Origin of the sequence: Polaromonas sp., assembly GCF_035638815.1 — a bacterium.
Taxonomy (GTDB): domain Bacteria; phylum Pseudomonadota; class Gammaproteobacteria; order Burkholderiales; family Burkholderiaceae_C; genus Polaromonas.
The window spans coordinates 95,525-119,155 of sequence record NZ_DASQZG010000005.1 but is presented as its reverse complement, the minus strand read 5'-3'; the positions used below and the strand labels follow the sequence as shown (position 1 = coordinate 119,155).

Annotated in this window: 26 protein-coding genes; 17 read left to right on the top strand and 9 right to left on the bottom strand. The window is 61.4% G+C overall.

Annotated elements, in window-relative coordinates; genetic code table 11:
- Positions 1-61 precede the first annotated feature (61 nt).
- The 4 genes from VE934_RS02785 to VE934_RS02770 all read right to left on the bottom strand — a co-directional run bounded on the left by VE934_RS02785 (position 62) and on the right by VE934_RS02770 (position 4,422).
- Entirely contained in the window at positions 62-421 is a 360-nt protein-coding gene (locus VE934_RS02785) for an AtuA-related protein (protein ID WP_324884089.1), read from the bottom strand.
- Positions 418-1,782 (bottom strand): acyclic terpene utilization AtuA family protein, encoded by a 1,365-nt coding sequence (locus tag VE934_RS02780; RefSeq protein ID WP_324884087.1) that lies wholly within the window; start codon positions 1,780-1,782, stop codon positions 418-420. Before VE934_RS02780 ends, VE934_RS02785 begins: the two co-directional genes overlap by 4 nt.
- 95 nt (positions 1,783-1,877) lie before the next feature.
- Positions 1,878-2,813, bottom strand: a complete 936-nt coding sequence (locus VE934_RS02775; protein WP_324884084.1) for an alpha/beta hydrolase family esterase — start codon at positions 2,811-2,813, stop codon at positions 1,878-1,880.
- 121 nt (positions 2,814-2,934) lie between these two features.
- On the bottom strand, positions 2,935-4,422 hold the full coding sequence (locus VE934_RS02770; RefSeq protein ID WP_324884082.1) for a PLP-dependent aminotransferase family protein: 1,488 nt from the start codon (positions 4,420-4,422) through the stop codon (positions 2,935-2,937).
- A 109-nt stretch (positions 4,423-4,531) separates the two neighbouring features.
- Here VE934_RS02770 and VE934_RS02765 point away from each other — a divergent pair, with 109 nt between their 5' ends.
- The 13 genes from VE934_RS02765 to VE934_RS02705 all read left to right on the top strand — a co-directional run bounded on the left by VE934_RS02765 (position 4,532) and on the right by VE934_RS02705 (position 13,427).
- Entirely contained in the window at positions 4,532-5,140 is a 609-nt protein-coding gene (locus VE934_RS02765) for a LysE family translocator (protein ID WP_324884081.1), read from the top strand.
- Positions 5,137-6,066, top strand: coding sequence for a DMT family transporter (locus VE934_RS02760; RefSeq protein ID WP_324884079.1), 930 nt, complete (start codon positions 5,137-5,139; stop codon positions 6,064-6,066). The genes VE934_RS02765 and VE934_RS02760 overlap by 4 nt, the downstream gene beginning before the upstream one ends.
- Positions 6,063-6,701 carry a LysE family translocator gene (locus tag VE934_RS02755; RefSeq protein WP_324884077.1) on the top strand — a complete coding sequence of 213 codons (639 nt, stop codon included), beginning with the start codon at positions 6,063-6,065 and terminating at the stop codon, positions 6,699-6,701. Before VE934_RS02760 ends, VE934_RS02755 begins: the two co-directional genes overlap by 4 nt.
- Before the next feature lie 24 nt (positions 6,702-6,725).
- A complete protein-coding gene (locus VE934_RS02750) occupies positions 6,726-7,058 on the top strand; it encodes an antibiotic biosynthesis monooxygenase (protein ID WP_324884075.1) in 333 nt (110 codons plus the stop codon).
- Between the two features lie 68 nt (positions 7,059-7,126).
- Positions 7,127-7,456, top strand: a complete 330-nt coding sequence (locus VE934_RS02745; protein ID WP_324884073.1) for a DHCW motif cupin fold protein — start codon at positions 7,127-7,129, stop codon at positions 7,454-7,456.
- Between the two features lie 7 nt (positions 7,457-7,463).
- A complete protein-coding gene (locus VE934_RS02740; RefSeq protein WP_324884071.1) occupies positions 7,464-7,922 on the top strand; it encodes a DUF6196 family protein in 459 nt (152 codons plus the stop codon).
- Positions 7,919-8,179: a cupin domain-containing protein gene (locus VE934_RS02735; RefSeq protein ID WP_324884069.1), complete on the top strand. Its 261-nt coding sequence runs from the start codon at positions 7,919-7,921 to the stop codon at positions 8,177-8,179. Before VE934_RS02740 ends, VE934_RS02735 begins: the two co-directional genes overlap by 4 nt.
- An 88-nt stretch (positions 8,180-8,267) precedes the next feature.
- Positions 8,268-9,461: a PLP-dependent aminotransferase family protein gene (locus VE934_RS02730; protein WP_324884067.1), complete on the top strand. Its 1,194-nt coding sequence runs from the start codon at positions 8,268-8,270 to the stop codon at positions 9,459-9,461.
- Between the two features lie 44 nt (positions 9,462-9,505).
- Positions 9,506-10,126, top strand: coding sequence for a glutathione S-transferase (locus tag VE934_RS02725; RefSeq protein WP_324884065.1), 621 nt, complete (start codon positions 9,506-9,508; stop codon positions 10,124-10,126).
- 22 nt (positions 10,127-10,148) lie between these two features.
- A complete protein-coding gene (locus tag VE934_RS02720; protein WP_324884063.1) occupies positions 10,149-11,075 on the top strand; it encodes a PhzF family phenazine biosynthesis protein in 927 nt (308 codons plus the stop codon).
- A gap of 2 nt (positions 11,076-11,077) precedes the next feature.
- Positions 11,078-11,794 carry a VOC family protein gene (locus VE934_RS02715; RefSeq protein WP_324884060.1) on the top strand — a complete coding sequence of 239 codons (717 nt, stop codon included), beginning with the start codon at positions 11,078-11,080 and terminating at the stop codon, positions 11,792-11,794.
- On the top strand, positions 11,794-12,432 hold the full coding sequence (locus VE934_RS02710) for a LysE family translocator (RefSeq protein ID WP_324884058.1): 639 nt from the start codon (positions 11,794-11,796) through the stop codon (positions 12,430-12,432). Before VE934_RS02715 ends, VE934_RS02710 begins: the two co-directional genes overlap by 1 nt.
- Positions 12,429-13,427, top strand: coding sequence for a threonine dehydratase (locus VE934_RS02705; RefSeq protein ID WP_324884056.1), 999 nt, complete (start codon positions 12,429-12,431; stop codon positions 13,425-13,427). Before VE934_RS02710 ends, VE934_RS02705 begins: the two co-directional genes overlap by 4 nt.
- Positions 13,428-13,441: 14 nt before the next feature.
- On the opposite strand, the gene VE934_RS02700 is transcribed toward VE934_RS02705, so the two are convergent.
- Entirely contained in the window at positions 13,442-14,050 is a 609-nt protein-coding gene (locus tag VE934_RS02700) for a TetR/AcrR family transcriptional regulator (protein WP_324884055.1), read from the bottom strand.
- Positions 14,051-14,172: 122 nt separating this feature from the next.
- Here VE934_RS02700 and VE934_RS02695 point away from each other — a divergent pair, with 122 nt between their 5' ends.
- On the top strand, positions 14,173-14,931 hold the full coding sequence (locus VE934_RS02695; RefSeq protein WP_324884053.1) for an SDR family oxidoreductase: 759 nt from the start codon (positions 14,173-14,175) through the stop codon (positions 14,929-14,931).
- Between the two features lie 109 nt (positions 14,932-15,040).
- Positions 15,041-15,709 carry a histidine phosphatase family protein gene (locus VE934_RS02690; RefSeq protein ID WP_324884051.1) on the top strand — a complete coding sequence of 223 codons (669 nt, stop codon included), beginning with the start codon at positions 15,041-15,043 and terminating at the stop codon, positions 15,707-15,709.
- A 79-nt stretch (positions 15,710-15,788) separates the two neighbouring features.
- Here the strand turns inward: VE934_RS02690 and VE934_RS02685 are convergent, their stop codons facing one another.
- From VE934_RS02685 to VE934_RS02670, 4 genes are all read right to left on the bottom strand, one after another.
- The gene (locus VE934_RS02685) at positions 15,789-17,093 is read right to left on the bottom strand and encodes a sorbosone dehydrogenase family protein (RefSeq protein WP_324884113.1); all 1,305 of its coding nucleotides are present in this window, start codon (positions 17,091-17,093) and stop codon (positions 15,789-15,791) included.
- A 160-nt stretch (positions 17,094-17,253) separates the two neighbouring features.
- Complete coding sequence (locus tag VE934_RS02680) at positions 17,254-17,676, bottom strand: DUF3995 domain-containing protein (RefSeq protein ID WP_324884050.1); 423 nt, start codon at positions 17,674-17,676, stop codon at positions 17,254-17,256.
- 88 nt (positions 17,677-17,764) lie between these two features.
- Positions 17,765-18,613, bottom strand: a complete 849-nt coding sequence (locus VE934_RS02675; RefSeq protein WP_324884048.1) for a creatininase family protein — start codon at positions 18,611-18,613, stop codon at positions 17,765-17,767.
- Between the two features lie 432 nt (positions 18,614-19,045).
- Entirely contained in the window at positions 19,046-20,683 is a 1,638-nt protein-coding gene (locus tag VE934_RS02670; RefSeq protein WP_324884046.1) for a B12-binding domain-containing radical SAM protein, read from the bottom strand.
- Between the two features lie 112 nt (positions 20,684-20,795).
- On the opposite strand from VE934_RS02670, the gene VE934_RS02665 reads away from it, so the two are divergent.
- Together VE934_RS02665 and VE934_RS02660 are read left to right on the top strand one after the other, a co-directional pair.
- A complete protein-coding gene (locus tag VE934_RS02665; RefSeq protein WP_324884111.1) occupies positions 20,796-22,943 on the top strand; it encodes a protein-disulfide reductase DsbD family protein in 2,148 nt (715 codons plus the stop codon).
- A 94-nt stretch (positions 22,944-23,037) separates the two neighbouring features.
- Positions 23,038-23,625 (top strand): redoxin domain-containing protein, encoded by a 588-nt coding sequence (locus VE934_RS02660; RefSeq protein WP_324884109.1) that lies wholly within the window; start codon positions 23,038-23,040, stop codon positions 23,623-23,625.
- Positions 23,626-23,631 lie beyond the last annotated feature (6 nt).

The following is a 23,631-nucleotide window of genomic DNA, read 5'->3' as shown; positions in this document are numbered from 1 at the left end:
GTTTGCCCTTTAGGGACGGCAATAGTTTGCTATAAATTAAATAGCGTTCACTGCGGTTTGTTCACTCAGGCCCCAGCAACGCGGCCAGCGCAGCGGGTACTTCAACCGGCATATCCAGCAGCCAGAACGACAGCGCCTTGCCGTGCGCATCAAGATTGAGCGCGTCGTTGACACCGCCATCGAGCACATCGTCCAGCACAAAGTTAAGTGCGTACAACCCCGGCAACTCATAACGCTGCACCTGGCTCGGCTTGCGATGGGCAAAGTGGCGCGCCACCACGGCCTCGGTCACTTGCGCCAGCAGCAAGGGATAGAACTCCGGATGCCAGGCGATCACGCTGATGTTCGATCGGTTGCCCTTGTCGCCGGTTCGCCCATGGGCAAGCCGGTACAAAGGAACGGTGATGTCCCGCGCGCTCATTGCCCGCTCTCCAGCATTTCAAAGTGCGCGGGCACAGCTTCGCGCGGTATCAGGCACGACAAGGTATTGAGCCGGGGTGTCAGTGCAGTACGCACGCCGCCACCGCCAGCAGGACCACAGGTATAAAGCGCGGTCACCTCGCGCGGCAAGCGTTCTGCCTCGGCGCGTTCGGCATGGCTTGCGGCGACGCGCAGACGCACGTCGCGCGCATCACCTGCGGGTGTTGCGCAGAGCAAGGCACCCGCGTCGTCGCCCATGATGCTCACCGCGCCTATCCAATCCACCCGCAACTTCAATTTGGGCAGCCGCTGGCGCAAAACCGCGGCGGCCAGGCGGGCGCGCGCTTCAGCCCGCGGACCGGCATAGGAAATTTCCCCTTCCGCCAACCAGCCGCCTTCATGGCAAACGTTGACCTTGAGACTGTCCGGCCGCGCGTGGCCGCGCACACCCGTCAGGCCGACCCGGTCAGGGCCCAGCAGCTCCAGCTGTGCCGAGCTGATGTCGGCTACCACGTCGGGCGTCAGATACGCAGCCGGGTCGTGCACTTCATACAACAGCTGCTCCTTGACGGTGGCCAGGCTGAGCAGCCCCCCGGTGTTCGCCGCTTTGGTGATGATGCAGTGGCCGTCGCTGTCGATCTCGGCAATCGGGTAACCCACTGCGTGCAAGTCCGGCACATCCTTGTAGCCGGGGTCGGCAAAGTAGCCGCCGCAGACCTGCGCGCCACACTCGAGCAGATGCCCGGCCATGGTGGCGCGCGCCAGCCGGTCCCAGTCGTCAGCGCGCCAGCCGAAGTGCGACATCGCCGGCCCCACAGCGAGCGAAGGGTCGGCCACGCGCCCGGTCACCACAATCTGCGCGCCGGCGTCCAGCGCGCCAGCAATTGCTTCGGCGCCTATGTAGGCATTGGCGCTGACGATCTGCAGGCCGTCGATGGCCGCGCCCAGTTGCGCCCGCAGCAGCGGACGATGCGCGGCGCCCGACAGGTCGTCACCACCGATGACTGCAATGCGCGGTGCGGGCAAGCCCAGCGCCATTGCCATGGCATGGATACAGCGCGCAGCAGCCAGCGGATTGGCCGCACCAAAGTTGCTGACGATGCGAATGTTGTGCTGCAAGCAACGCGCCAGCACCGGGCGCAGCATGTCTTCAAGCAGCGGTTCAAAGCCCGCGTCGGGGTCGGCACGGCGCCGCAATTGCGCCAGCGCCAGCGTGCGCTCCGCCAGGGTTTCAAAAATCAGAAACGCCGGGCCACCCCGGGCAATCAGCGTGTCCACTACCGCGCTTGCAGCGTCAACCCGGTCGCCCGAGAAACCGGCGGCACAACCAATCAGCAAGGGGGAACGGGAAGGGTTCGACATGGGAGAGAAAAATTGGCTGGCCCCACTCCAGGCCGGCGTTCATCATTTGTAAAAAGAAATTCAGGTTTGGTTTGGGGCTTGGCTGCTGGGTGCTTTTACGGCTTTGAGTTTGCCTTGAAAAACGCCCAGATGACATCCGTCGCCTCCAGCGCTGTGCTGGGCGGGTCTCCGCGCCCGCTGCCAGCCTGCCCACCGGGCCAGGCGTGGCCGTTGTCCTTGACGAGGTAAGCCTCGACAGACTTTCCGGCGGGGCAACGGTAACGGGTCCACACCAGTGCAGGCCTGTCCTGTACATCGGGCGCAGGGCTGCAGCCATTGGCCCGTGCCCAATAGCTTGCCTGGTCCTGCGCGGGCCGGACAGATGCTCCGTCCCACGACTCCGAGAAGCGGCCTCCGGGCGCGCCGCCCTGATAAGGCACCGATTTGTCGAGCATGCCGTTGATGATGAGTGCAGCAACCGGGGCCGCAGGCAATGGTTCATCGCCAAACACCGCGCCCACCACAGGCGCAATGGCGGCAAACCGGTGCGCGAGCTCCCTGCCCAGCCGGTGCGACATCATGGCGCCGTTGGACATGCCGGTGGCGTAAATGCGCCGGGCGTCGACGGGGTAGTCTTTGAGCATGCGGTCCAGCAGGGCATTGATGAAGCCCACGTCATCCACCTGTTTTTGCATGGCGTAGCCACAGCAGTGCCCGGCATTCCAGGTCAACAGCCTGCCTCTGAAGCGACTGCTACCTTCCGGATACACCACGATGAAGCCTTCGCGCGCAGCCTTGCCGGTAAAACCTGTCATCGCCTCCGCATTGGCGGCATCGCCCGCGCCGCCGTGCAACACAAACACCAGCGGCAGCAGCTTGCCGGGCGCAGCCACCTGCGGTGCGCGCACTACATAACTGCGCTCCATACCGTTGTAAGACAACGTTTGCCGTGCGTTGCCGATGCCGCTGACTTGCGCGGCCACTGTCGGGCAAACAACGGCCGTTGCAGCCGCCATCAGCAAAAGAGCAATGCGCCCCAGAAGTTGTTGCATGGCAAACGTCCTCGCGAGATTTACTCTACTTTTGATAGCAAACTGTGTCCACGTTAACTGGGCAAGCAGCCGAAATCATCCTTAACCACGTCCTGGGGAAGGCTATCAAGGCCTGCAGGCCTCACTTCATTCCGTCGCGCATGCGCGCAAACACTTTCCAGAACGTTGCCTCTTGCGTGGTGGTGAAGTTGATGCGCATCAGCGTACTCGGTGTGCGCACCGCATGAAATAGCGCGCCGGGTGCCATCAGGTAGCCCTCGTCCAGCATGCGCTGCGACAGCGCGTCGGTGTCCACGCCGGTATCCACCCAGCCAAACAAACCTGCGGGCTCTGCCGCAAAGGTGCAACCGTGGGCCAGCGCGAGGCGGGCGCTGCGGGCGCGCGCTGCGTCCAGCCGTGTGCGAATGCGTTCGGCATGGCGGCGCAATTGGCCCTGGTCTATGCACCAGGCCAGCGCTTTCTCCAGCAGTGCGGGCGTGGTCAGGGTGGCCAGAAGCTTGGTGTCCAGCAGGCGTTCGACCAGATCGGGCGGCGCGGCCATGAATCCGACGCGCCAGCCCGGCGCCAGAATCTTGGCAAAACCGCTGACATAAATGGTGCGCTGCAGGCCGTCGAGCGCGCACAGGCGCGTGGCGTGTTCGGGCGCCAGGTGGCTGTAGGTGTCGTCTTCAACGATGTGAAAGTTATGCTGATTGGCCAACTGCAGCACGCGGTGTGCACTGCCCGGCGGGAGGCAATAACCGGTGGGGTTGTGCAGCACACTCACGCTGACAAAAAGTTTGGGCTGATGAACTTCGCAGTACTGCGCCATCACTTCAAGGTCGGGCCCGTCCGCACGGCGCGGCACCGGTAATATGCGCATGCCCATCGCATCAAGCCGCGCAAACTCCACCGCCCAGCCCGGCTCTTCAACCATCACGCAGTCGCCTGGGCGCAGCAGGGTACGGCTGACAATGTCCAGCGCATGTGTGGCGCCCACGGTGGTAATGATTTGCTCAGGCGGAGCGTGCACATTGAGTGCCCCCAGCTTTTGCGACAGGGCACGCCGCAGACCGCTGTCACCCATGGGTTCACCGTACTGCAGCGAAAATTCGCGCAGCGCACTGACGCTGGTGACCTTGCGCACCGCAGCTGGCATGAAAGTGGTTTCCATCCACTCTGGCGGCAGCACACCCATGCCGGGTTGCGGCTTGGGGCTGACCTTGTGAAACATGCCGCGTATCAGGGCCGTCGCGTCAATGGGCGCATGGCGCGTCGCCATCCAGGTGGCGGTACTCCACGCGGCCATTGGCGCTACCTGACCTGCGTTGCCGGGGCGTGATGCCGCCGGGGGTTCAGGCGCCGGCTCCCGCTGCGGCATTGCGCGCGCCGGATTGAGCGGTGCTTCCCGGACAAAAAAGCCCCGATTCTTGCTGGCCACCACCAGCCCCTGGGCCAGCAACTGGTCGTACGCTGCGACCACGGTAGACACACTCACACCCTGCTGCTGCGCGCACAGCCGTACCGAAGGCAGGCGTGCGCCGGGTGCCAGCAAGCGGCTGCGTATGCGCTCTGCAAACCGGGCGCAGAGCTGCTCGGTCAGGGATTGCGAGGCGGTTTTCATCAACATGGTGAAGGAAGGCTCTGCTGGTGTGTTGAGTGTCTAAACAGTACAGTTTGAATATTTGTCGTCAAAACTGTACTGGTCGTGTGCTGGCTTCAACTATAAAGTCAGAAACATGAACTGGCAAGAATTTACGGCTTTACTGGTGCTGGCCACGGCGATGAGTTTTTCGCCCGGGCCCAACACTACGCTGTCGACTGCGCTCGCAGCCAACCACGGCCTGCGGCGCGCCCTGCCTTTTGTTTTTTCGGTCCCCGTGGGTTGGGGGGTGCTGCTCACCGTGTGCGCGCTGGGCATGGGTGCGCTGATTCTTGCGGTGCCTTTACTCAGCTCGGCCATCAAGGTGATTGGTGCGGCCTACCTTTTGTGGCTGGCGGCAAAAATTGCGCGTACCAAACAGCTGGGGCAAGCTGATAACACCACCATCGTGGGCTTCTGGCAGGGCGCGGCCCTGCAGTTTGTCAACATCAAAGCCTGGATGTTTGCGCTGGCAATCGTTAGCGGGTGGATCGCCGGGCGTGATGATCCGGCCATGCGTTTTGCCGTGGTGCTGCCGGTGATGCTGGCCTACGCCCTCGCAAGCAATCTTGCCTATGCGCTGGTCGGCTCCCTGCTGCGTGACTGGCTGGCTGGACCGCAGGGCACTGCGCGGCGCCTGCTGTGGTTTAACCGCTTCATGGCGCTCGTGCTGGTGCTCACCGCCATCTGGATGCTCTTTATATGAGTACACCGCAAAACATCACCAAAGGCCTGTGGCTGGGCCTGCTTGGCATCGTGATCTTTTCGGTCACCCTTCCCATGACGCGCCTGGCCGTTGGTACACCGGACGCACCACTCATGTCAGGTGTGTTTATTGCGATGGGCCGGGCCGTGGTGGCCGCGGCTTTGTCAGCGGTGTTTTTGCTGGCGACGCGTGCGCGCCTGCCGCGCAGACAGGAATTTTGGCCGCTGGTCATCACAGCCGCCGGTGTGGTGTTCGGCTTTCCTCTCTTCAGCTCGCTCGCCATGCGCTATGTAGAGGCCATGCATGCCAGCGTGATCGTCGGCGTGTTGCCCCTGGCCACAGCTGCAGCCGGCGCCCTGCTGCACAGACAGCGTCCGTCTGTCGGTTTCTGGCTGTGTGCCGCCATGGGCAGCGGGCTGGTGGTGGCGTTTGCGGTGCTGAGGTCGGGCAGCGCCGGGGGTTTGTCCATCCACTTTGCAGATTTGCTGCTCCTGGCAGCCATGGGGAGCGCGGCCGTTGGTTATGCCTATGGCGCACGGCTGTCGCAACACATGCAGGCAGAACATGTGATTTGCTGGGCCCTCGTTCTCTCACTGCCTTTAACCTTGCCGCTTGCAATGTTCAGCTGGCCCAACGCGTCCGTACCGGCCAGCGCCTGGGGAGGCTTTGCCTACGTGGCCGTCTTTTCAATGTGGCTGGGCTTTTTTGCCTGGTACCGCGGCCTGGCTTTGGGCGGGACGGTGCGTGTCAGTCAGGTGCAACTGGTTCAGCCCTTTTTGTCCATGCTGTTTTCGGTACCACTGCTGGGCGAAAGCCTGGACGCGGTGACGGTTGGCTTTGGCCTGGCCGTGATCGCCACGGTGTTCATCGGTAAAAAAATGCCTGTTCATCCTGTCCCGCAAACGCTTGCCACTCCACGACCATGACCACTTCTGCCTGGCTGCTGTTCATCACCATCTCGCTGGTTACCGCGCTCAGTCCGGGGCCGGGCATTTTGCTGGCCGTTTCCAATGCCGTGGCCTGGGGCCCGCGCAAGACGCTGTGGAGTTCTGCGGGCAATGTGCTGGGTGTGTTTTCTGTTTCTGCTGCGGCCATGGCAGGTCTGGGCACACTGCTGCACACATCGGCCTGGCTTTTTGCGGCGCTCAAGACTGCAGGTGCAGTGTATTTAATTTACCTCGGCTGGCGCCAATGGACCAGCAAGACCTCGATGTTTGACACCCCTTTGCCGGCAGAGACCTCATCCGCCAAAAGTCACGCCGCGCTTTTTCGCCAGGGTTTGCTGGTGGCACTAACCAACCCGAAAAGCATTTTGTTTTTCACCGCGCTGTTTCCCCAGTTCATACAGCCTGACGCTGCCATGCTGCCCCAGTTTCTGGCGCTGACCAGCGCCTTCGCGGCGTGCGTGTTGACTTCGCACCTGGCTTATGTGCTGCTGGCGCGCCACACGCGGCGCTGGTTTGGCACACCGCGGCGCGCCCGCATATTCAACCGCTTGTGTGGTGGCGCGTTTGGCTTGCTGGGCCTGAGCTTGCTGCGCCTTAAAAATCCTTCCACCTGATTTCAAAACAGCAACAAAAAGCAGATGTACTCAGCCGCCTTTATTTTTGAACCAGGAACCTACGACGAACGCTTTCACGCGCTGGATGCCTTGATTGAAGAAGCCGCGCGTGCGACGCCGGGTTATCTGGGTTCAGAGTTGTGGCTCTCGCCAGATGCCGTGCTCAGGAACGCCACCTACTTCTGGGAGTCGGAGGAGTCGCTGCGCGCCTTCTCGGTCCACCCAAAACACCTGGAAGCGAAACGCCAGTACACCCAGTGGTACAAGGGCTTTCACATCGTTGTCTCGCAAGTGCTTCGATCGTATGGCGACGGCAGGATTGCACACATCACCCCTAACCAGCGAGCACACGCATGACCATGACGCTAGAACAAAAAGTCTTTGCGTTGGAAATTGAGGCCATCGTCTCGGTGATTGGGTAAGGCATGCAGATCGACAACATCCCCTTTGCTACGACCGACTGGTCCGCAGTGGAACGGACTGAGCACCCCGGCATCACCGGGCGCGCGTTCTGGCGCACGCGCAAGTTTGGCGATGTGCGCGTGCGTATGGTCGAGTACAGCGCCGGCTACACCGCTGACCACTGGTGCAGCAAGGGCCACATCCTGCTCTGCCTGGAGGGTGAATTGCACACCGAGCTTGAAGACGGCAGCCAGCATGTGCTGCTGCCCGGCATGAGCTACCAGGTGGCAGACAAAGCAGAAGCGCACCGCTCTGCAGCGCCACAGGGCGCCAAACTGTTTATCGTGGATTGACGCGCTCATGGACATCTCGCCAGAAACGCCCGAACAAACACGCGGAAGGCTGTTGCGCGTGATGGCGCATGCACGTGTGGACGTCTTGCCGGGTGACCATACCTTTGCGGAATTTCCAGTGGCGCAGTTTCCGGCGCATCTGGCCTCCAGCCTTGCCGGCAGCGCACTGGCTTTGGTACGCGATCAGGAGGTCTGGAGTGCCCTGTTGCCGGCGCCGACGTCAACCTCTGCGCAAGACAGATACGCGGTGGTGTGTGTTCACTTTGCACCCGATATTCCAAACAGCGGCTTTGTAGGCTGGCTTGCCAGCGAACTCAAGCAACAGTTGGGCACAGGCGTGTTTGTGGTCTGCGGACAAAACTCTGCCGATGGCGGCATCTTTGACTATTGGGGAATCCCGCGCAGCGTGGCGGACCAGGCCATCGCGATCATGCACGCCATGCAGGCTCAAGGAGCAAGCGCTTGAAAGCATCTATTCAACAAGCCCTGAAACACTTGCCAGGCGCGCCGGCGGGTGCCTACCCGGAGGGTGTGCCCTTTGCGCAGGTTTTGGCCCATGGCAGCATGAGCGTGGAGGTGTTTGCGCCCGGCAGCAATGCAGACGGGCGTGACCGCCAGCAGCCGCACACACAGGATGAGCTGTATTTTGTGCACAGCGGCCACGGTGAGATCATCATCAGCGGACAACGTTTGATGCGGGCGCCGGCGATGCCTTTTTTGTAGCGGCCGGGGCAGAGCACCGCTTTGAAAACTTCAGCAAGGATTTTGTGACATGGGTCGTCTTTTACGGCCCGCAAGGAGGAGAGAAGTGATGAACTGGACCATGGCCAAACGCGCAGAAAAAATGAACCCTTCGGTGATCCGCGAGATCCTGAAGGTGACGGAGAAGCCCGGCATCATCAGCTTTGCGGGCGGACTGCCCTCACCCAAGACCTTTCCGGTCGCCGCCATTCGGGAAGCCTGCGACAAGGTGCTGCGCGAAGACGGTAGTGCCGCGCTGCAGTATGCCGCCAGCGAAGGCTACGCCCCGCTGCGCGAAATGGTCGCCGCCATGTTGCCCTGGGAGGTGGACCCGGCGCAGGTGCTGATCACCACCGGCTCGCAGCAGGGGCTGGATTTGATCGCCAAGATCCTGATCGACGCGGACAGCAAGGTGCTGGTGGAGACGCCAACTTATCTGGGTGCGTTGCAGGCCTTTACACCGATGGAGCCGCAAGTGGTGGGCGTGGCCAGCGACGAGGAAGGCGTTGATATCAGCGATCTGACTTCCAAGGCCGCCGGCGCGCGTTTTTTCTACGTGCTGCCCAACTTCCAGAACCCGACCGGCCGCACCATGTCTGAAGAGCGCCGCGCTGCACTGAGTGCCGAAGCAAAACGCCTGGGCCTGCCCATTGTTGAGGACAACCCCTACGGCGACCTCTGGTTTGAAAACCCGCCGCCGCTGCCGCTCACTGCGCGCAATCCCGAGGGCTGCGTCTACATGGGCTCCTTCTCCAAAATTCTGGCGCCGGGTTTGCGCCTTGGGTTTTTGGTCGCGCCCAAGTCCTTGTACCCCAAGCTCTTGCAGGCCAAGCAGGCCGCCGATTTGCACACACCCGGCTTCAACCAGCGCATGGTGGTGGAGACCATGAAGGACAACTTTCTCGATCGCCACGTGCCCACCATCCGCGCACTGTACAAATCGCAGCGCGACGCGATGCTGGCCGCCATGAAGCGCGATATGCCAGAAAGCGTGAGCTGGAACACGCCCGTTGGCGGCATGTTTTTGTGGGTGCGTCTGCCCGAAGGCATGAACGCCATCGACCTGCTGCCCAAAGCAGTTGAGCGCAACGTGGCCTTTGTACCCGGCTGGGCTTTTTACGCTGATCATGCCGATGCGCGCACCTTGCGGCTTTCGTTTGTGACCTCCAGCGTGGAGCAGATCAACATAGGCATCACTGCGCTGGCGGCGGCCATCCGGGATCAACTACCGGTCAGCCCTGCTGAAGAACGGCGGGCCGCATGATGAATTCGTCGTTGTTAGGCCGCCCATCCAAAGGAAACTGACCCATGCTTCATCTCTGGGGGCGCATCAGCTCCATCAACGTGCGAAAAGTCGTGTGGACCGTGCAGGAGCTCGGGCTTACGGTGCAGCGCACCGATGCCGGTGGTCAGTTTGGCATCGTGAAAGAACAGGACTACCTGCAGAAAAATCCGAACGCGCTGGTACCGCTGATTGAAGACGGCGAGGTGCGGATCTGGGAGTCCAACGTCATCGTGCGTTACCTGTGCGCCAAATATTCACACGGCGATTTTTATCCGGCTGGCTTGCCAGAGCGTTTTGCCGCAGAGCAATGGATGGACTGGCAACAGACCACCTTTAATCCGGCGGGCCGCAACGCTTTTATTCAGTGGATTCGCACACCGGCTGATCAACGCAACCCAGCGCTGATTGCGCAGTCGGTGGCCGCCACCGAAGCGCTGCTGTCCCTGCTGGACGCACATCTGGCGGACCATGCCTTTGTAGGCGGCGAGCGTTTCACCATGGTCGACGTCCCGCTGGCCTGTGAAATGCACCGGTGGTTTGGCCTGCCGCAGCCTCGCGGCACGTGGCCGAACGTAGACCGCTGGTACCAAACCATCCTGGCCAGGCCCGCCACGCGCGGTGTGCTGGATCTGCAGCTTTCCTGATCTTTTTTTCCACTGAACACCCATGAAAACCCGTCCTTTCAAACAAGTCGATGTCTTCACCGGCACACCCTATTTCGGCAACCCACTGGCCGTGGTTCTGGACGGTAGCGGTCTGGACGATGCCGCGATGCAGCGTTTTGCACACTGGACCAATCTGTCCGAAACCACCTTTTTGCTGCCCCCCACCAACCCGTCGGCCGACTACAGCGTTCGCATCTTTACGCCCGGCGGCGAGCTTCCTTTTGCAGGTCACCCTACGCTGGGCAGCTGCCACAGTTGGTTGCAAGCGGGCGGGCATCCGCAGGCCAAAGACTTCATCGTGCAGGAGTGCAAAGTGGGTCTGGTGAAAATTCGGCGCGAGACAGGCACACCGCGGTTGGCGTTTGCCGCCCCGACGCTGAAGCGCTCCGCACCCAGCCCCGCGCTTTTAGCCCAGGTGGCGGGTGCCTTGGGGCTGAAGGCAACAAGCATCCTGGCCGCCCAATGCCTGGATAACGGGCCGGTGTGGCTCGGCTTGCTGCTTGACAGCCCCGAGACCGTTTTTCAGCTTGCGCCAGACCACAAGGCGCTGGTCAAACTCGACGCCAAAGTCGGGGTGGTGGCGCGTTATCCGCAGGAGCCGGGTACGCCGCTCATATCGCGTGCGAATCGCGAGGCAAAAGCCTTTACGCCCTCCACAGACGCTGTCGCGACACGCATTGCGCCCGACTTTGAAGTGCGGGCTTTCGTCGCGCCCGTTGGTATCGATGAGGACCCGGTCACCGGCAGCCTGAATGCCAGTTTGGCCCAATGGCTGATCGCCGAAGGCCACGCACCTGAGCAATATGTTGCGTCGCAAGGCATATGCCTTGGCCGCGCGGGGCTGGTACACATCAACCGGGACGCTTCGGGACAGGTGTGGGTGGGCGGTGAATCTGTGACCTGCATCGACGGGTCGGTGACGCTGTGAACATGCAAGCCGCACACACACCTTCTCACCCGCTCTCCTCACAGGTTGATCATCTGGTGGTTGCGGCGGCCAGCCTGAACGAAGGCGTGCAGTGGTGCCAGAACGTGCTGGGCGTGACGCCCGGACCTGGCGGAGAGCACCCTTTGATGGGCACACACAACCGCCTGTTCACGGTTTCCTCACCCACGTACCCGGGCGTGTACTTTGAAATCATCGCTATCAATAGTGGAGCGCACTTCGTCCGTCATCAAAGGGCAAAGCGCTGGTTTGACTTCGATGACCCGGCGATGCAGCACATGTTGGCAAAAAACGGACCGCAACTCGTGCACTTCGCAGCTCGCACGCCACGGGCTGAGGGTTGCGTTCACGCACTGGCCCGCATCGGCCTGGATCGGGGCGAGGTTCTGCCAGCTTCGCGCATGACACCGCAAGGCGAGCTGAGCTGGAAGATCACCGTACGCGAAGACGGCCAACGGCTGTTTTTCGGCACGCTGCCCACCCTGATCGAGTGGGGCGACATACATCCCGAGCGGACCATGCCGCCGTCGGGCGTCACCCTGCTTTCCCTGCGCGCCAGCCATCCACGGGCCGACACTTTGCGGGAGGCCTACGCGGCCATCGGACTCACCGGTGTCGAGGTTGTCAACGGCGCACCCAACCTTGTGGCCACGCTGCAAACACCGCGTGGCGTGGTCACTCTTGAATCCGGAGGAATTTGATGTTTACTTTTCAGGAGCTGGCCTGGTTTGCACTCGCCGCTTTGGTGCTGGTGCTCACGCCCGGCCCCAACATGATTTATTGCATCTCACGCACGCTGGCGCAAGGCCACAAGGCAGGGTTGATTTCGCTTGGCGGTGTGGTGATGGGTTTTGTGGCTCACCTGCTGGCGGCCTCGCTGGGTTTGACAGCACTGCTGTTGGCAGTCCCGCTGGCTTTTGACGCCATCAAGATCCTCGGCGCGGCTTACCTGTTGTGGCTCGCGTGGCAAGCCGTCAAGCCCGGCGGGCATGCGCCCTTTGAGACCCGCGACCTGCCACACGACCCGCCGCGCACCCTGTTTGTGATGGGCCTGATGACCAATTTACTCAACCCCAAGGTCGCCATGTTTTACCTCTCTTTCTTTCCGCAGTTTCTGCACCCTGAGCGCGGCCAGTTGCTGCTGCAAAGTCTGACTCTCGGTGCTGTTCAGATTACGGTGAGTGCCGGTGTCAACACCCTGCTCATCTGCTTTGCAGCTGTGATTGCAGGTTTCCTCAACCGCAACATGGGCTGGATGCGCGTTCAACGCTACCTCATGGGCACGGTGCTGGGCCTGCTGGCGCTGCGCTTGTTGACCGAAAAAAGGGCGGCCACATGAACGCCGTATTGAAAGAAGTCCCGGTCAGCCCGCTGCCTTGTCTGGCCGACATCGAGGCTGCGGCCCGTGTCGTCTACCGTGAGTTTCAGGCTACGCCCCAGTACCGCTGGGGGCTGTCCAGCCAGCGGCTGGGCACCGACTGCTGGATCAAGCATGAAAACCACACGCCGGTCGGCGCGTTCAAGATCCGCGGCGGTCTCACCTACTTTGACGCGCTCAAACGCAACAATGCCCTTCCGGCGGAAGTCATCAGCGCCACGCGCGGCAACCACGGCCAAAGCATTGGCTGGGCGGCGCGGGCAAATGGCGTGGCCTGCACCATCGTCGTGCCGCAGGGCAACTCGCTTGAAAAGAATGCAGCCATGCGGGCGCTGGGTGTGTCGCTGATCGAACATGGCACGGACTTCCAGGAAAGCCGCGAGTATGCAATGCGGCTGGCACGCGAGCGCGGCGCCCACATGGTGCCCAGTTTTCACACCGAGCTGCTCTGTGGTGTCAGTACTTACTGGTGGGAGTTCATGCTGGCAGTGCCGCAGCTTGACGTGGTCTACGTTCCCATCGGCCAGGGCTCCGGGGCCTGCTCGGCAATTGCAGCCAAGCTGGCGCTGGGCCGCAAGCTGCGGATCGTTGGGGTGGTGAGCGCACACGCGACGACCTATGTGGATTCGCTTGCCGCCGGCCGTGTGGTTGAGTCCGCAGTGACTACCCAGCTGGCCGATGGCATGGCCTGCCGTATTGCTGATCAGTCTGCACTGGATGTGATTGCGCCCCATATCGATCACATCGTGCAGGTCACAGACGATGAAGTCGCCCAGGCCATGCGCGACCTGTTCACCGATACCCACAACGTCGCTGAAGGCGCGGGCGCGGCCAGCTTTGCAGCCGCCATGCAGGAGCGCAGCCAACTGAAGGGGCAAGTGGTGGGCACCACGCTGTGCGGCGGCAATGTTGACGGGAAAGTGTTTGCCAAAGTGCTGACCTCCGCGGGTTACTGACAGCGAAAGCCAATTTAAGCGGATTTGCGCCGGCCTCCCGTTTTGGCCGGCAGCATGGCCACACTCACCCTGACAATGGCCTCCAGCTCCTTGGCGCGCTGCCCGCCCTTGTGCAGCGAGGCCAGGCCACGCAGCAGTGCCGTATAGGCTAAGGCGAGCGCGGCGGTATCGGTCTTGTCATCGATCTGACCCGACGCAACACCCCGGTCCAGCGCGGCTCGCAGTCCGCTGGTGATGGTCTTCAGCTGAAGCGCCGTGAACTTTCCACCGGGCCCTTCGCAGCCTCCGGTCTCCAGGCAAGCCATCGCCGCCAAACACCCCGGGGGTGTCGCCGGGTCCAGCAAGGCCTTGACCGCCAGTGCGAAGAATTCCCCAATGGCTTCACGCAGGTCAGGGCCATCCAAGGCCTGCAATATGGGCCGCGCATACACCGCTGAATAGGTTTCAAGCGCGCGCTCATACAAGGCTTCCTTGGAGCCAAAGGCGTTGTACAGGCTGGACCTCCCCAGCCCGGTTGCAGACTCCAGGTCAGACAGGGACGTGCCGGCAAAACCCTTTTGCCAGAAAGCATGAGCCGCATGGAGGACCGCCGCCTCCTCATCAAACTGTTTCGTTCCGCTCATGACCATTCCGATCTGAAAATTTATCTTGCACTGATCAGTCTAACAAACTATGATGAACCGGTCGGTACAAGATGGTTGCGCAATCGGTGCAACCCAGTCGACGTCAACACACAGGAAAAATGATGAGCAATGCAGAACTGGATTTCAAAGGCAAAACCGCACTGGTAACAGGAGGCTCCTCGGGCATCGGCCTGGCAACGGCGCAACTTCTCGCGGCGCGGGGCGCACGGGTGGTGATCACCGGGCGTGACAAGGCCCGGCTTGATGAAGCTGCCGCCACCAACGGTTTTATTGCGCTTCAGAGTGACGCAGCATCCGTTGCGGATGCTGAAGCGCTTGAGGCCGCCCTGACCCAAAAGCAGATTGGCCCCATCGATGTGCTGGTGCTGAACGCAGGCATCGTCCCCTTCACGCCGCTGGGCAGCTGGACAGCCCCTGCCTTTGACGAGGCCTTTGCCGTCAACACACGCGGCCCCTGGTTCACCGTGCAATCACTCAGCAGCCGCCTGGCTGAGGGCGGCAGCATCGCCATGGTGAGCTCCTTCCTGGCCCACCGCGGCGGCGCAGCAACAGCTGTTTATGCTGGCACCAAGGCAGCGCTGACCTCCATGGCGCAAGGGCTTGTCCCGACGCTGGCCAGCCGGGGCATTCGCGTCAACACCATCAGCCCCGGCACGATTGCAACACCGGCCTGGGGTAAAACCGGTTTGCCACAAGACGTTGTGGAAGCAGTTGGCAAAGCGAAATTGGAAGCAAATCCGCTCAAAAGGTTTGGGACTGCAGAAGAGGTAGCCAAAGCCATTGTGTTTCTGTGCTCGGGCGCTGCGTCCTATATCAATGGTGTGGACCTGCGGGTGGATGGCGGCTTGCTGGTGGAGTAAAGCCAGGGCCACGGGGCAGGCTTTGATGCTGGCTGTGTTGCAGCGCAATCAACAAGGGGGCGTCACCCTTGCGACTGAGGGCAAGCCAGCGCTACCTCACAATTTGCTGATGGGAACCCTCTACCTCGTGCGCCACGGCCAGGCCTCCTTTGGCGAAGAAGACTACGACGTGCTCAGCCCCATGGGGCACCAGCAAAGCGTGCGCCTGGGCGAGTATTTCAAACACAAGGGCATCACGTTTGATGCCGCGCTGACCGGCACCCTGAACCGGCAGCTGCAAACCTTTGCGGGCATCTGCAAAGGGATGGACGCGGAGCTGCAGGGTATGCCGTGGGGTGGGCTGAATGAGTACGACAGCGAGGCGGTGATTGCAACCGTTCACCCGCACAAGCTGGAAAAGCCCGACTCCCCGGAGATGTTCCGCGCCCACTTTCGTTTGCTGCGTGACGGATTGAAGCAGTGGATGGATGGCGTGGTCAGCCCGCACGGCATGCCCAGCTATAGTGACTTTGTGAGCGGCATCACCGATGCGTTGGACCATATCCGCACAAGCTACACCGGCAATGTGTTGCTGGTCTCCAGCGGTGGGCCGATCTCTACCGCCGTAGGCCATGTGCTTGGCACGGCGCCAGAAACCACGATTGAGCTGAATCTGCGCATACGCAATTGCTCAGTGACGGAGTTTGCCTTCACGCCCAAGCGGCACATGCTGGTGACCTACAACACGCTGCCACACCTGGATGGGCCAGAACATGCCAGCTGGATCACTTACGCCTGACTGTTATTGCGGGCTCGACCGACAATCGCTGCCCGCGCGTCATGGATGCCGGATCAAGTCCGGCATGACAATATAAAACCTAACGCGGTACAGTGCCGCTCACGCGCCAGATGACGTTGCCAACATCGTCAGCCACCAGCAGCCCGCCCCGCTTGTCCATCGCCACGCCGACCGGGCGGCCATAGGCTTTTCCTTCGGGACTTAAAAAGCCGGTCAGCACGTCGACAGGCAGCCCGTCCGGTTTGCCGTTCCTGAAAGGCACAAACACAACTTTGTAGCCGCTGTGGGGCTTGCGATTCCACGAGCCATGTTCACCGACGAACACACCGCTCTGCAAATTTGCGGGCAGCGCACTGCCCTCAGAAAACGCCATGCCCAGCGGCGCGACGTGTGCGCCCAGCGCATAGTCGGGCACCACCGCTCGCGCAACAAGGTCTGGGCGAGGCGGTTGCACACGTACATCAACGTTGGAGCCAAAGTAGCTGTAGGGCCAGCCGTAAAACGCACCGTCTTTCACAGAGGTCAGGTAGTCGGGCACCAAATCGCTGCCCAGCTCGTCACGCTCGTTGACCACTGTCCACAGTTGACCCGTGCCCGGCGCCCAGCCCATGCCGTTGGGGTTGCGCAGCCCGGTGGCAAACAGGCGCTTGACGCCCGTCTGGCGATTGATCTCCCAGATGGCGGCGCGACCCTCTTCGGCAGGCATGCCGGCCTCGCCGACGTTGCTGTTGGAGCCCACGGTGGCGTAAAGCTTGCTGCCGTCAGGGCTGGCAATCAGCGACTTGGTCCAGTGGTGGTTGATGGGACCGCCTGCCAATTCGGTCAGCGTGACCGGCGGGGCCGTGATGCTGGTTTGGCCGGCCTGGTACGGATAGCGCACCACGCCGTCCGTATTGGCGACATAAAAATCATTCCCCACCAGCGCCATGCCAAACGGGGAGTTAAGACCCTGCAAAAACACAGTGCGCATCTCGGCCACGCCGTCCCCATCCGCATCGCGCAACAAGGTGATGCGATTCGCAGAAGGCACGCCCGCACCGGCCCGCTTCATCACCACTCCAATGATCCAGCCCTTCAGGCTAAAGCCTTCATCGGCCTTGGGCGGCTTGTTGCTTTCAGCCACCAGCACATCGCCATTGGGCAACACATGGATCCAGCGCGGATGGTCCAGCCCACTGGCCAGGGCCGTCACGCTCAAGCCCGCCATGGGCACTGGCATCAACCTTGAGGGCCAGCCTGTGGCCGGCGCAATGTTCACGGTCGGAATCAGTGTCTTGTTAGGTTGTGGCAGTGTCGGGTTCGCCCCCATGTCGGCTGCCGCGGGAAGTTTGGCGGTGTCACCGCAGGCAGCAAGGGATGCCAGCAACCCAATAGTTGCAAGCATTACCGCCGCACTAGCGGGCGTAGGGGAGAGGGTAGGCGACATGACAGGCGATCTTGGGTCAGAACGACCAACATGGCCGCGATCCAATTAGTTTGATTTCCGCCGGCGGGGGCAAACGTCATCCACAAACCCAACCAGGTGTCAGCCGCTTGACCTGAACTTACTTCTGGCAGGCCACCAGCGCCACCCCAATAGCCAGCAGCAGGCACAGCGGCGAATACACCCAGGTGTCAAGTTCAGCAAAGCGGCTGCCGCGTACCCGCTTGAAGAGGCCAACGTATTTGAACTCGCCCAATGCGCGTGCCAGTAATCCAAGCGCGAGGGCGTAAGAGATCCATGAAAGCACTGACGTCGACAACCCGACCTGCACCAGATCCGCGGTGGCAGCTACCAATCCTGCAAATACAAGCAGCACCACACCAACGGCCACTGTGGATGCCACAGAGGGCACAAACAGCGGCTTGCCGTCCACGCTGGGCACCGCGCCGCTGGCGCCTTGCGTTGGCAAAAGCGCCATGCGGAAATGCCAGATGGCCAGGAGGACAAAAACTGTAATGAGCAGCCAGGGCAGAAAGACTTTCATGGAATTGATGTTGATGAAACAGGCGTCTGACCGATCAATCACGGACCTGGTTTGCTATAAATTACGAAGCAACCCGACACGCAATACCTCAGCATGCCGTCTGGTTGCTTAAGGTATCGCCGGGCAACTGGTCTATCTCGCCCAGTAGCTGCGCAAAGTTGCGGCCGGCGGCATCCAACAAGGCACGGCCCTTGTCCGCAGTCGCAGCGGCGGCATTGCCCACGGCGCCGTGCGGGTTGTAGTCCTGCATTTGCCAGCCCAGCCTGGCGCTGCGGCCGTTGCCCAGGATGCTGAATTTTTCTGCGCGGTCTTGCGAGGTCGAATGAAAGTTTTTCGCCTGGGCCATGTCCACCTGCGCGGGCTTCAAGGCCAGCATCATCGATGTTTCAATGTCGCCGGCGTGGATGCCGAAGCGGTGTTCGTCGGCGCTGAACATGTCGGCAATTGATTCGCCCTTTTCATTCGTTAGCGGCAGGTTGAACCAGTTCACGCTGTAGACCAGCATATCCAGGCGCGCGCGCAGGTCGCGCGCCACCACGTCGAGCAGGCCGACTTGTCCGCCGTGTGAATTGAGAAGCACCAATTTTTTGACGCCACTTTGCGCCACCGACTCAGCAATCCCGGTCCAGAGGTGAATCACGGTCTCGGCCTTGAGCGTGAGCGTACCGGCGAAGCGGGCATGTTCTGGGCTCAAGCCGACGGATTGGGTTGGTAAAAACAGCACCGACAGACTTGGCGGCAAATAGGGGATGGCGGAGGCGATCACACCTTCAACCAGGGTGGCGTCCACATTGACCGGCAGGTGGGGGCCATGCTGCTCAATGGCGGCCACCGGCAGTACGGCGATGGTGCGAGCCAGGTCCAGCCGGGCAAAATCGGGGCTTTTAAGGTCGGCCCAGAAGCGCGAGGGGGCTGCGGAGGTGGAGGCGGGCGTCATGGGCGTATTTTGAGGCCATTTTTTGGCCCGTTCGGTTTCGGCCATTTCCGTCATTTCCCGGCAATTCCGCCCACTCGTTTTTGCAGCTTGATGACCCTCGCTTCATCGCAACGAATTCACACAACTTTTCTGCCGACAGGGATGTTGGCCTACAAGGATGAGGCCGCCGCCCATGCATCATCTGCCCCGAATAGTGAGCGCTTTTTTAGTACAGGGCGCAAGCTAAAAAGTTGGACAACTTGCAGAGGACTTGACGATGAAATATTTGATTCCCCTCTTGATGGCGCTTGCACTTGCGGCATGCGACAACAAACCCGGCCCCCCCGGAGAACCAGGCAAACCCGGCGCCGCTGGCCCGGCTGGTGAAGCTGGCCCCCCAGGGCCTCCTGGCCCTCCCGGACCCCCGGGCCCACCGGCAACCAAGCCTTGAAGTCAGGCCGCTGCGGCGGCCTTTTGAATCTCTGACCGCAAGCCCGGTGCCGCCTGCAAATGCCGGTCTTGTCGCGCCGTTCGGCTTGCTTTTGGGCTTGACGACGCATCCTGCGGGCGCGCTTGCAGCAATGCCGCGAGCGACTGGGGCCGTGCGCGCGCACCGCTGGCGAGATAGTCGGCCAGCAACGCCGTGCGTACCTCTGACTCGCTGAGTCCGCGCACCTCAGTCAGGTGGTGAAAAATCAAATCGACCAGTTTTTCCAGAGCAAATTCATGCGTCTTGGCCGTGGTCAGCCACAGCCAGTCACTAAAAGCCAGGAAATGCCCGAAGGCCGAAACGGGCTCCAATAGCAGCCTGAGCGCCGCTGAAAAACGTCCTGAGTTGGCAACCATGTCCCAGTAGCGCGCAAAACGCTTGATGCGTTGCATGGTTTGAAAATCAACTGTTGAGTTTTGCAAAATCGTATAAGGCGTTTGCGGGTCATAGACCATCGCAAAGTCATCCGTGTGCCGGGTGATGGGTGTGCCGCGCAGCCGCTTCAGAATACCGAACTGGATTTCATGCGGCGCCAGCGCGTACAAGCGATCAAAGCCCTCGCCAAAACTCTCCAGCGTCTCACCCGGCAGGCCAAAAATCAGGTCCGCATGCACATGCGCCCGGCTCTGAACGACCAGCCAGCGCAGGTTGTCGGCAGTCTTGTCGTTGTCCTGCTTGCGCGAGATGCGCTGCTGCACTTCAGGATTAAAGCTCTGTATCCCGACTTCGAATTGCAGCGAGCCATCGGGAAACTGCGCGATGAGATCTTTCAAACGGTCCGGCAGGCTGTCAGGCACCACCTCGAAGTGCACAAAAATCTCGGGCGTCGTTTTGATGCGGTCCAGAAAAAACTGCAGGATACGCACCGAGTTGTCGATTTTCAGGTTGAAAGTGCGGTCTACAAACTTGAAGTTGCGCGCACCGCGCTGGTACAAGGCCTCGATCTCCGCCATAAAGAGATCCAGATCAAAAGCCCAGGCGGTTTTGTCGAGTGCGCTCAGACAAAACTCGCACTTGAAGGGGCAACCACGCGACGCTTCCACATACAACAGGCGCTGCGCCAGATCTTCAGCGGTGTAGTCGCAGTACGGCATCGCCAGCTCGCTGAGCGCAGGTTGCTCACCCACGATGACTTTCATCAGCGGCTGCGGGCCATCCAGCAAGGCGCGGCAGAGTTTGGGAAAACTCACATCACCCCAGCCGGTCACCACATGATCGGCCAGGCGGCAAATTTCCTGCTGCTCCACCTCATGGCTGACCTCGGGGCCGCCCAGCACGATCTTGATGCCAGGCCGCAAGGTTTTAAGCAACCTCACCAGTTGCGTCGTCTCGACCACGTTCCAGATGTACACCCCGAAACCAATCACCTCAGGCTCCAGTGCCAGCAGCTCTTCAACCATTCGCGTAGCAGGCTGGCCAATCACAAACTCACGTAGCACCGTCTGCGCGCGCAGCCCGGCGCCGCCGTGTTTGTCCATGTTTGCCAGCAGGTAGCGCAGACCCAGCGATGCGTGAATGTATTTGGCATTCAGCGTGGCCAGCACAATGCGGGCGCGGCCAGACGGCGGGGCTTGCGTCGGCGGGGGTGCTGATTGGGTCATGCCGGTATTATCGAGCGGCAGCCCCCGATCGGGTGGCACCCGGCCACCGCAACGAACTGCCGACGGCATTGGCCCAGGAACTTACCGCGGCGTCGCCGCTCCGACCATGACGATGACTTTCAAGCGCATTTGGTTTGCTCTACTTTTGATAGCAGGTAGCACCCTGTCTACCTGGGCCAGTGCCCAAAACACCTTCTCACTCAAAGCGGGCACCAGCGCCGTGGTCACCACCGACCAGGTGCGGGCTGAGCTGCGGGCCTGGGCGCCCGATGGCGTGGAGCCGGGCAAACCTGTCTGGTTGGGCCTGCAGCTGGCGCACATCCCCGACTGGCACACCTACTGGAAAAACTCAGGCGACTCCGGTTTGCCCACGGTGCTGGAGTGGGTGTTGCCCACAGGCATAACGGCTGGCGATATTGCCTGGCCCACCCCCAAGAAAATTCCCATCGGCACGCTGGCCAACTATGGCTATGAAAACACGGTGTTGCTGCCAGTGCCACTTACCGTTGCGCCCGGTTTTAATGCCAATCAACTCGACATCAAGCTCAAGGCCGCGTGGCTGGTTTGCAAAAAAGAATGTATCCCGCAAGAAGGTGAGTTTGCGCTGCAAATTCCGGTCAGAGGTTCCACGGCGGCAAGTGGTCCCGCCTTCGCAGCCGCCTTTGCAGCGAGCCCCAAAACACTTGCCGCTGCCGACAGCCAGGTGGAAGTCGGCGACAAAAACATCAAGGTCTCGCTTATTGGTTTGCCAGCAGCATTGCGCGGCAAGACGCTTGAGTTTTATCCTGAAACCGGTAGCGTGATTGAGCCGGCCGGCCAGTTGCAACAGGCTTGGCAAGGCGCGGTGTGGACGGCGCAAGTGCCGCTCTCGGCACAGCGAACCGAAAGCCCACGGGTGATGCCGGTGGTGGTGGCGCTGGACAAGCAGGCGTACCGCGTCGAGGCGCCGGTCAAGGGCGAGTGGCCCGCCGTGGCTGCCGCTGCCGTGATGTCTCCCGCGCTGGAAGCAGCTCTCAAGGCCAATGCCACGGCCGTCACTTCGTCCGCTGGCACTTCGCCACCGCTGGGCTTGCTGGCTGCGCTGCTTGGCGCGCTGTTGGGCGGCTTGATCCTCAACCTGATGCCCTGCGTGTTTCCAGTGCTCGCTATCAAGGTTGTCAACTTCGCGCAGGAGAAAAGTCGGGCCACGCGCCTGGCGGGCGGCCTGGCCTACACCGCCGGTGTATTGCTTTCATTTCTGGCGCTGGGTGCGCTGCTGCTGGGCCTGCGCGCAGCTGGCGAGCAACTGGGCTGGGGCTTTCATCTGCAAAGCCCGGCCGTGGTGGCGGGGCTGGCTGCGCTCTTCACGCTGCTGGGCTTGAACCTGGCAGGCTTGTTTGAATTTGGAAACATCCTGCCCAGCCGCGTCGCCAGCCTGCAAAGCAAAAACCCGACGGTCAATTCATTTTTGACTGGTGTACTGGCCACCGCGATTGCGTCCCCTTGCACCGCGCCTTTTATGGGGGCTTCGCTAGGTTATGCACTCGGGCTCCCGGGGCTGCAGGCGCTGGCGATTTTTGCGGCCATCGGCCTGGGCATGGCTCTGCCTTACCTGGCCGCAAGCGCCGTCCCCGCGATTGCGCGCGCGATGCCGCGGCCCGGCGCGTGGATGGTCACTTTCCGTCAGCTGATGGCTTTTCCGATGTTTGCCACGGTGGCCTGGCTGGTCTGGGTGCTGGGCCAGCAAACCGGTATCGACGGTGCGGGCGCCCTGCTGGCGCTGCTGGTGTTGATGGCACTGGTGCTGTGGTCACTGACACTGGCCGGGCGTACCCGCGCTGTGATTGCTACTTTTTCGATAGCTATCAGCGCCCTCACCGCCTGGGCCGTAGGCTCAAATCTTGTCAAGCCGCTGGAGACTTCAACTGTCGCCCTGGCCTCTGACCGCTGGCAAGCCTGGGAGCCGGACCGCGTGGAAGAGCTGACAGCCAAAGGCCAAAGCGTGTTTGTGGATTTCACCGCCGCATGGTGCGTGACTTGCCAGTACAACAAAAAGACCACGCTGGCTGACGCGTCGGTGCTGGCCGACATCGATGCCAAACAAGTGGTGATGCTGCGCGCCGACTGGACCCGCCGCGACCCGGCTGTGACTGCAGCGCTGGCGCAACTGGGCCGCAATGGTGTGCCGCTGTATGTGATTTACAAACCGGGCCGCGCGCCCGTGCTGTTGTCCGAAATTCTGTCAGTCAGTGATGTCCGGGCCGAATTGGCCAAGCTTTAGATTTGCAAACCGAATTGAACAAGGAGTTCATGCCATGTTGAATCGTCCCCTCCCCCGCGTCATCAACCGCAGGGTTTTTTCTGGCTCACTGGTGATGGCGCCGTGGGCTCTGTCCATCGCAGCGCCTGCGCTTGCAGCCACAGCCGCCGTTGGCCAGGCAGCACCAGACTTCTCAACCGTTGACACCTCTGGCAAGACCCGCAAGCTCAGCGACTACAAAGGCAAATTGGTGGTGCTGGAATGGACCAACCCGGCTTGCCCTTTTGTGAAAAAGCACTACAGCGGCAACATGCAGGCTCTGCAAAAAGAGATCACCGCCAAGGGCGTGGTGTGGCTGTCCATCAATTCCACCGAAAGCAGCAGCAGCGAGTACCTGGCGCCAGCCAAATTGGCGGCATGGGTCGGCGAAAAGCAGGCCCAGCCCTCGGCCATGCTGATGGACGAGTCCGGCAAGATTGGTCAACTTTACGGCGCCAGAACCACGCCGCACATGTACATCGTCAACCCGCAAGGCCAGCTGGTGTATGCCGGCGGCATCGACAGCATTCCTTCTGCCCGTGTGGACGACATCAAGACAGCGACCAACTATGTGCGCCAGGGCCTGAATGAAGCGCTGGGCGGCAAGGCCATCAGCATGTCGTCTACCCGACCCTACGGCTGCTCGGTGAAGTACAAGGCATGACTCAAG